Annotated in this window: 3 protein-coding genes; all 3 read left to right on the top strand. The window is 29.0% G+C overall.

All coding sequences use genetic code 11. The features are described from left to right. Positions 1 to 972 precede the first annotated feature (972 nt). The 3 genes from SA378_RS07015 to SA378_RS07005 all read left to right on the top strand — a co-directional run bounded on the left by SA378_RS07015 (position 973) and on the right by SA378_RS07005 (position 5,477). Positions 973 to 2,715, top strand: a complete 1,743-nt coding sequence (locus tag SA378_RS07015; protein ID WP_318525271.1) for an ABC transporter ATP-binding protein — start codon at positions 973 to 975, stop codon at positions 2,713 to 2,715. Further along, the gene (locus SA378_RS07010; protein WP_318525270.1) at positions 2,702 to 4,435 is read left to right on the top strand and encodes an ABC transporter ATP-binding protein; all 1,734 of its coding nucleotides are present in this window, start codon (positions 2,702 to 2,704) and stop codon (positions 4,433 to 4,435) included. The genes SA378_RS07015 and SA378_RS07010 overlap by 14 nt, the downstream gene beginning before the upstream one ends. Before the next feature lie 127 nt (positions 4,436 to 4,562). Beyond that, positions 4,563 to 5,477, top strand: coding sequence for a ketopantoate reductase family protein (locus SA378_RS07005; RefSeq protein WP_318525269.1), 915 nt, complete (start codon positions 4,563 to 4,565; stop codon positions 5,475 to 5,477). The last annotated feature ends 100 nt before the right edge of the window (positions 5,478 to 5,577 follow it).

Genomic DNA, 5,577 nt, shown 5'->3' with positions numbered 1-5,577 from the left:
GATACAAAGTACCTAAGATTTACAATTCATTTTAATAATACTATTATAAACAAATGAACTGAAATTATGGGGATTATAAATTATTTATTCAAAACTAAATTACGCATGTTACCACCATGATGAGCAGTGCTGATTTTTTGTAGAGCATTGCTTGTGCTGCTTTCCTAAAAAATTCATAACTAAGATAAAGCAATATAATTGTTTTATAATATCTGCAGATATTACATATTCCAACTGTATTAATAATTCAACAGTTGGGATCAACAATTTCTAAATGCTTACACAAAAACATAAAAAAGAGTGATAGAATGCAACTAATTTTTCTTACAGAGAAGAAGTTAGCATTACTGACAAGAAATGGTCAGATTATTTAATTAAAATTTAGATAGGTGGTATCCGCAAAATATTGCTGCTAATTCCGTTGATGCTTATTAAAGCATCCCAATGTCCCTCCATGTAATGTGGAAAAAATGCATTGATAAGAATAACGTTTTCTGCATGATTGTATCACAGGTGAAAAATGTATTCAATAGAAATATAATGATAAAAACTTCATAATAAATAATTATATGAAAATCGTTTCATATTAAATGATTGCTGATTTATATAAATAGGAATGAATTAATTTAAAGATTTTACAATAAATTAATATGAAGTTAAAAAAATAACACATATTATTTGTCGTAAATTGAAGAATTTTCTATTGAAATGTCGTAATTTAGCATAAAGTATTAGTATATTATTCTTTCGATATTTTGAGATAGTTAATAATTGTGAATTAATATTTTATAACTGAAATTTAATTTATTGACAGAAACAAGGTTTTCAAGAGATGTAAATAGAAAAAGTCAAAGAATTACGACTAAATAGCAAAGCGATCATAAAAAAGCAGGCAAAACCCTTGAAATACCAATGAGATTGGTATATACTTAATAAATGAGTTGAAACAAAAAAGAAGCAAAGGAATAAATTATGTCAAAATTAAATATTAACCCTATAAAAGAACCCAACAAAATTATTAATTATTGGAAGAAAGAAAAATTTGCTGTTGCATGCATAGTAATATTTGGACTTACTTATAACATTTCTATGGTTTTAGGTCCAATTTATCAAGGAAAGCTAATTGACTCCGTTGTCAATGGAAATACAAATTCATTATTGAAGAACGGTGCTGTTTTTATTGCAATAATAGCAATGATACAATTCTTCAGATATTTTAAGCGCTTTTATATAAGGCGGTTTGCCAACAGCACAAGTGCAACAATGCGCTTAATGATTTACAATAACATAATGCATGAAACTCAAGAAAACTTAGATAAGGAAAATGTGGGTAATTTAATGACAAGAGCAATTTCTGATGTTGATTTGTGCGTAGAAGGAATGCGTAAATTTACAACTGAAGTATTTGACACAGGTGTGATGATGGTTTCATATTTTATTTCTATGCTTGTTTATGATGTCAAAATAACTATTTTGTCAATAATTTTTATTCCTGCAGCAATGATTCTAGCAGAGAAATTAAAAACAATCATATATAAATATTCCATTGAGTACAGAAATAAAAGTAGCGAAGTTGCTGATATTACTTACAGCACTATAGAAAGCGCCATGTTGTTTCGCATAAACGGCATGGAGGCACACAACAGAGTTAAGTATAGCAATGAACTAGAAGACTTACAGGATAAATCAATTAAAGCTTATTTGCTGGAAAATTCAATGCATCCCATTTATAATGCTATTGCGATGCTTGGAGTTGTAACAGTAATTTATATGGGTGGAAATAAAGTTGTGAACGGGATTTGGACTGTTGGAACTTTTTCAGCATATATTACAATGTTTGGAGATTTGGCAATTAAAGCAAGCAAAGCAGCTAAGTTATTTAATTCTGTCCAAAAATCACAGGTTTCATGGAAAAGGATAAAGCCATTTCTAACGGAATACAATGGAAAAGATACTACATTTTTTACAACTGATAAAAAGACAAGTCTTGCAGTGGACAATTTAAGTTTTAGTTATCCCAGAACAAGCACAAATGCAATAGAAAAAATTACTTTTGATGGAGTACAGGGAGAAATCATTGGTGTGACTGGACCAATTGCTTCGGGTAAATCAACATTAGGGATTTCTTTTCTGGGTCTTTATAATTATGAGGGAAGCATTAAAATTAACGGCAAAGAGTTAAGAGATTATTCAGATTATGAAAGAAGCGAAATGATATCATATTTAAGCCACAAACCGCAGCTTTTGTCTGACACAATTTACAACAATATAACTATGGGGAATAGAAAAGATATAGCGGAAGTTTTAAAGCATGTATGTTTTGATGCTGATTTAAAAGTAATGCCTCAAGGTTACAATACATTGGTTGGAAACAGCGGCATCAGATTAAGCGGAGGACAACAGGGAAGAATTGCACTAGCCAGAACTTTATTAAACAAAAATAAAATTATTATACTTGATGATCCTTTTTCTGCAGTAGATATGAAAACAGAAGAGAAAATTATAGATAATTTACGAGAAAATTACAAAGAAAGTTTAATTATATTAATTTCTCACAGACTTACTGCATTTAATAAAATCAATAAAATTTTATTTCTGCATAATGACAAAACAATTGATTTTGGCACTCATGATGAATTAATGAACAACTCGGTGCTATATAAAGAAATATACAATTTGCAGTGTGCTGTAGGAGATGAAGATGAGAAACAATAAAGTTAAAACAACTGTAATTAAAGCTTTTAATAAAAATAAAATTCTTTCTGTATTTTTAATTTTCTTAATCATTGGAGTGGTATTAGCATCTTTAATTCCTCCTCAAATATTAAAATATATTATAGATTACAACTTTACTGAAAAAACTATCGATGGCCTTATTGACACAGCAATTTTCTACATTGCGATTTTAATTTTAACAGGTATTTTGGATTTTCTTAAAGAAGCTGTTCTTACTGTATTAGGACAAAAAATTACTAAGGAAATTCGGTTGGAAATGATGATTAAGCTGGAAAAAATAAGTACAATTTATTTTTCGGAAAATGAAACAGGACAGATTGTATCAAGATTTACAAATGATGTGGATGCAATTAATTCAATGTTTACAACAGGCATAGTGGGAATGATAATTGATTGCTTTAAAATAATAGGAATCATTATATCCGTTTTTATATTCAGCACTAAACTTGGAGCGATTGTATTAATTTTATTTCCTGTAATTTATGCTTTAACGAGGCTTTTTCAAAAGAAAATGCTTTATGCTCAAATAGAAAACAGAAAATTGGTTGGTACAGTAAATAATCATATATCTGAAAGTTTTAAGAACATTCAAATGATTAAATCTTTCAGCAAAGAAGATTATATGGAGAAAAGATATACTGAGTTGTTGGAGAAAAATTATGAAACAGTAGAAAAAGTAAATTTTTATGATTCTGTATTTTCACCGATAATACGAATAATACGTGCTGTTGTAATAGCATCAGTTGTTGTTTTATCTTCAAAACAGTTTAATATTTTAGGAATTTCCTTAGGTATGATAGCTGCATCCATAGATTTGATTTCAAGCTTGTTCGCACCGGTTGAAAATGTTGGTATGGAGCTTCAAAACATTCAAAAATCAATATCCGGAATAAAGAGAGTTAATGAATTCTTTAATGAAACTGAGGATATAAAAAAAAGCAATGAAGAATATAAACTTGACAACAAAAATTTAAACATATCTTTTAACAATATGTCATTTCATTATGAAGAAGGAAATGACATATTAAAAAACATTAATTTTGAAATTAAACCAAATGAGAAAGTTACATTTGTGGGAAGAACAGGAGTTGGTAAATCAACACTTTTCAAGCTTGCTGCCGGATTGTTGCAACCATCAAGCGGCAACATTACAATTAATAATATGGATGTATTCCAAATTCCCAATAAATACAAAAGAAATATATTCGGATATGTAGAGCAAAACTTTCATATGATTAAGGGAACTGTAGCTGAACAAATAAGCGTTGGAGATGAAAATATAACCATTGACCAAATAAAAAATGCTTTGGACTTTGTTGGATTGACAGAATACATTAATAATCTGGAAAATAGTTATGATACTATTGTAAAAAATGAAAATATTTTTTCTCAAGGTCAAAAACAACTTCTTTCCATAGCAAGGGCAACGGTTACTAATCCGCCTATAATGCTTCTGGATGAAATAACAGCAAATCTTGATTCTGTCACAGAAGAAAAAGTTGTATCTGTGCTGCAAAAATCAAGTGAAAAACATACAATATTAACAATATCTCATAGATTGTCTTCTATGATTGCCTCGGATAAAATAGTTATTTTAGAAAATGGAAGAATTAAAAATTCAGGTACTCCGGAAATGCTGCTTAATGATGATGAATGGTACAGAAATCACATTAAGCTGGAAAAACTTACTTGGAGTTAAAAACATACATTTATTTAATTATTCATTTCTAACACAAAATGATTGTCTTATTATAGTATTTTCATTATAATATATTAAGCTTAATTATTTAAAAGTTGAATTAAAAATTAATAACAGAGGATTAAATATGAATATAAAAAAGGTTGCTTTAATTGGAATGGGTGCTGTTGGTACTGTTTATGGAAATGCTCTTCATAAATTTTATGGAACAGATTTTGCTGTTATTTCAGGAAAATCAAGAAAAGAAAAACTTCAGAAACAAGGCTTTACGTTAAATGGGAATATTTTTCACCCTAATATTTTTTCGGAAGGCGACAATGATATTAAATTTGATTTGATAATTTTTTGTGTAAAAAATTATCAACTAGATGAAGCTATAGAAGATGTAAGAAGCTTTGTAGATGAAAACACGATTTTAATTACTTTTTTAAATGGTGTTACAGCAAGATCGAGAATACATGCTGCTTATCCTGACAACAAAGTACTTTATGGCTTAACAATGAGAATTGATGCTGAAAGAACAGATTGTGGTGTTATTAATACTGTGGATGGAGAAATTCATTTTGGAGAAGCAGATAACACTGTAATTTCTTTAGCTGTAAAAGCTGTACAAGTATGTTTTGACAAAGCAGGCATAAAAAACATTGTTTTTCCGGATATGATTCGTATGATATGGAAAAAGTTCATGCTTAATGTTGGTGTGAATCAAGTGACAGCTGTTACAAGGGCGCCTTATGGGAAAGTTACCAGTCTTGAAACTAATCTTACTTTGTTCAAGGAAGCAATGATGGAAGTTCTTGCAATTGCAAAAGCTACCAATATTGATTTAAGAGAGGAAGATATTGATGATTTTGTATTAATGATGGATAGTTTTTCACCTAATGGAAGAACTTCAATGCTTCAAGATGTAGAAGCAAAAAGGAAGACTGAAGTTGAATATTTTGCAGGAACAGTTATTGAAATGGGCAAATCTCTTGATATTCCTACACCAATTAATCATGTTTTATATTGTGTAATTAAATCAATTGAATCGCTGTATTAAAATCAGCTCTGAAAGGTAAAAATTTTTCGCAATAAGATATATAAAAAGACATTCAAATTTGCACGAAAACTAAAGATATGATAAAATAGTTTAAAGAACT

The sequence above is a fragment of the Sedimentibacter sp. genome (assembly GCF_033447055.1).
Lineage (GTDB): Bacteria > Bacillota > Clostridia > Tissierellales > Sedimentibacteraceae > Sedimentibacter.
Note: the sequence above shows the minus strand (reverse complement) of the source record. Positions and strands in the feature narration are given on the sequence as shown.

Excerpts from the sequence above, each read along its gene's own strand:
- SA378_RS07015 (WP_318525271.1), top strand. The coding sequence starts at position 973 with ATGTCAAAATTAAATATTAACCCTATAAAAGAACCCAACAAAATTATT.
- SA378_RS07010 (WP_318525270.1), top strand. The coding sequence starts at position 2,702 with ATGAGAAACAATAAAGTTAAAACAACTGTAATTAAAGCTTTTAATAAA.
- SA378_RS07005 (WP_318525269.1), top strand. The coding sequence starts at position 4,563 with ATGAATATAAAAAAGGTTGCTTTAATTGGAATGGGTGCTGTTGGTACT.